Here is a 3,337-nt window from a genome sequence, read left to right on the forward strand (position 1 = left end):
CCGGGCGGCTTTGCCGGCCGGGGCCGCCCCGCCAGCCTCAATTTCCAAGTCCCCATGGACTACCTGTCGGCCGAAGAAGGCATGTACGCTTAAGCGGATGGCCATGTTTTCCTCCTAACTCTAGGGTTATCCTCAAGCTTCTTTTTGCTGGCGCTTGCCCCCGAAACCAGCTGGGGCAAAGCCCGCTCCCGATCTAGGGCTTTGCCCGGCGGGCTTTCAGGACAGGTTAGCTGGCTTATTTTTCCTCCGGATAAAGCGCGGCAATGACACTGTCTAGTCCTAATTCTTTGAGCTTATTCAAAGAGGGTCGGCCGTCGCTAAGGTTCCACTGCATGGCCTGATAATACTCCCGAGCCATGGTGTCGATGTCGATGGTGATTTTGGCCAGAGGCCCCGACTCCAGCGGAGGCTTGCCGATGGCCCGGTCGGGCAGGCGGAAGTCTTGCGGCTTGATCCCTTCCCGTACATTAAAGGCTTGGCGCAGGTTTTGGATGCGCTCGCCAGTACGCATCAGCTCTTCATCGGTGACCTGCCAACCGGTGACTGCCTGAACAATGGCAGAATAGGGGAACCTGCCTATATAGGTGGTGAAATAGCAGAAACCGAGGCAGTTCATAACCTGGGCCGAATTGCTGAGGGCGGCGTGAATGGCACCCCGGCCCTTATATTGATACCTTTTCAGCCCACCCTTAGGCAGCTTCAGATTGCCAAATATGGCTCCGGAAAGGCCAGCTTCCGCCCATTGAGCTCCTCCGGTGGTATGGCGGCCGGGCGTGGGGTCGGTCATGTAGGCGGTGGCAAAGCTAGGGTTGAGCCGAGGATCATGCATGGGCAAGTCTTGGCCGCCGGCGTGCATGGCGAAAGCCTCGCTCCCCTTGCCGACCCTTTCGGCGGCGCGCTTGGCTCCATCGGCCAAGAGCTCCCCCAGGCCCTCTCGTTTTCCGATCATCTCGGTCAGCTTCACCGCAGCCACGTAATTGCCCCAGGCCAGAACCAGCCCGCCGGTGTCCTCCCGGGTAAGGATATGCTTTTCAAAGGCTTCGAAGGCCCAAGCTACTGCCGAGCCGGTGCCGATGCTGTCGAGGCCATAACGGTTACAGAGGTCGTTGATCTGCATGATAGATTCCAAGTTGTCATTTAAGATATTAGGCCCAAAGGCGGATAGAGTCTCGTATTCGGGGCGGTGGGCTTCTGGGATGGGGTATTTTGGGTTGTCCATCTTGATGATGGCGCCGCAGCCGAGGGGGCAGGAGAAGCAGTTGTACTTCTTGACATTGTATTTGCAGGCGTTGACGTCGCTGATCTTGGAGGAGCGGGACCAGGGAAAGTCTTTGACTCCGGAGCCGGCCCAGTTCTTGACTGGGCTGTCGCCGCACTCCACCGACATGGCCAAAGTGGAGGTGGTTCCTTGCTCGCTCATGGCTTGCACTGTCTGGCCTACGGTAGGCTTGTAGGGTCCCATAAACTTTATCATTAGGGGCAGAAAAGGCTTCCCATATTTGAGCAGGGCTTTATCCAAGGCGTTGGGAGTCTTTAGCCCCAAGGAGATGAACTGGTTGACCTGCTTAAAGAGCTCGGGGTTGGCCCTGGTAACATTGAGGTGGCCTTTGCAGGCAATGGCCTTGAGCTTCTTTGATCCCATCACTGCCCCTAAGCCGGAGCGGGCGGCGGTGCGGCCCCGATCGTTGAAGATTCCGGCCAAAAGCGACATCTTTTCCCCGGCCGGGCCAATGCAGGCCACCCGAATCTTGTCTCCCAGCTCCTGCCGCAAGGTATCTTCAGTTTCATATGTGTCTTTGCCCCAGAGGTGAGAAGCATCCCGGATTTCCGCCTCGCCATCATGCAGCCAGAGGTACACGGGGTAGGGCGATTGGCCGACGACGAACACGCCATCGTAGCCGCACTTTTTGAGCTCGGGTCCAAAGAATCCGCCCGAATTGGCGTCCCCCCAGCCGCCGGTAAGGGGTGACTTGCCTACCACCATGTAGCGGCCGGTAAACTGAATGCCGCTTCCGGTCAATAGGCCCGGGACAAAGCCCAGGATGTTTTCTGGTCCTAGCGGGTGGGCTCCAGCCGGCATGCGGTCAAACAGGATCTTGGCTCCTAGCCCATACCCGCCGAGGAACTGGCGGTAAATTCCTTCGCCTACCTCTTCGGTGGTGATCTCGCCTGTGGTCAAATTGACCCAAAGAATCTTCCCCATGAATCCGTGCGGCAACCTGGCCACCCCCATGCGTTTATAATTATTCTTCCTTCCGGCTTACTGGGCTTTTCGACTCCCAGGATCCTATCATGTTATCGCTTACTGCCGGTGCCCCTCTATCCATTATACAGGAAAAGGTACAATTAGGAAAGTAAAAATGCATGAAAAGTGGCATAAAGCACCCACTAAGACGGCCCAAATACCAGTTCTGAGTTCTGCGGGCAGGAAACTAGCATCACTTGGCGAATGATGCCAAGTGAGAGTGCTAAGCACAACAGAACAACTTGCACAGGGGGCGAAATTATGGACATACGGGAAGAGCGGGCAGCCATGGACGAGCGCAGACTGGCAGCGCTGGAAACGCTGAGTGCAGTGGTGAAGTGGCTCAAGGATACCAAGCCATCGGAAATCTTTTATGTAGAAGGGGAAAGTGGTAAAGGGAAAGCCCCAGCCCCGAGCATGAGTGATGAGCACTTGCGGGTTATCTGGCAGCGGTGGGTAGCCAAGGCAAGCGATGTATTGGAGCGGAGTGCGGTGATACCGGATCTGCTTCTTGCTGACGTAGAGCGGATATTCAAAGAAGAGAAATCTAATGCCCAATCGTCGGGAACACCTTAAGGCGGCCAAGGCGCTCTTGGGTCATGCCGACCCTTTGGTACATATCCTTATGAACCGGGCGATTGAAAGGTTGGGCCCGCGTTATCTGTATGTGCGCCACAATGCAGCCTATATTTCAGCTATCAAGGAACTTCTAGGAGAGGATGCTTGCCTAGAGGCCACATTGCACCTGCTCCAAGACTGGGGGGTAGTAACGGCCGAGGATTATGGCTTTTATGCGTCGCCACGTCGGTCTAACCGGGAGCCGTCAAGATAGAGTATAAGCCATTGGGGCTACTGTTCCTCCCCTCCCCCATCCATGTTATAATTTTGTTAGAACCGAACGGAGGAGAAACCTTGTCATCCGCAGTAATTGACCGCAGCCTGAAGGTCCTGGCTAGAGAATATCCTGATGCCTTTGTAAGGTTAACCTTGGGCCAACTAGGCATAGAAGGCCAAGGATGGCGGCTCCAGTTCCTTGAAAACCCCGAGGTCAACATTCCCGAGAAACGACTGGATAGCGTCTACCAGTTGAAG

General features: G+C 55.8%; 4 protein-coding genes. 3 read left to right on the forward strand and 1 reads right to left on the reverse strand.

The genetic code is table 11. From position 1 onward, the window contains the following. Positions 1-235: 235 nt before the first annotated feature. Positions 236-2,218 (reverse strand): aldehyde ferredoxin oxidoreductase family protein, encoded by a 1,983-nt coding sequence (locus tag H5U02_14815; protein MBC7343692.1) that lies wholly within the window; start codon positions 2,216-2,218, stop codon positions 236-238. Between the two features lie 288 nt (positions 2,219-2,506). On the opposite strand from H5U02_14815, the gene H5U02_14820 reads away from it, so the two are divergent. The 3 genes from H5U02_14820 to H5U02_14830 all read left to right on the forward strand — a co-directional run. Further along, complete coding sequence (locus tag H5U02_14820) at positions 2,507-2,821, forward strand: hypothetical protein (GenBank protein ID MBC7343693.1); 315 nt, start codon at positions 2,507-2,509, stop codon at positions 2,819-2,821. Then, positions 2,796-3,077, forward strand: a complete 282-nt coding sequence (locus H5U02_14825) for a hypothetical protein (GenBank protein ID MBC7343694.1) — start codon at positions 2,796-2,798, stop codon at positions 3,075-3,077. Before H5U02_14820 ends, H5U02_14825 begins: the two co-directional genes overlap by 26 nt. A gap of 80 nt (positions 3,078-3,157) precedes the next feature. After that, positions 3,158-3,337 (forward strand): hypothetical protein (locus tag H5U02_14830; GenBank protein ID MBC7343695.1); only part of this gene is annotated, 180 nt, incomplete at its 3' end.

This window comes from Clostridia bacterium, from assembly GCA_014360065.1.
Taxonomy (GTDB): Bacteria; Bacillota; DSM-521; order Neomoorellales; family JACIYF01; genus JACIYF01.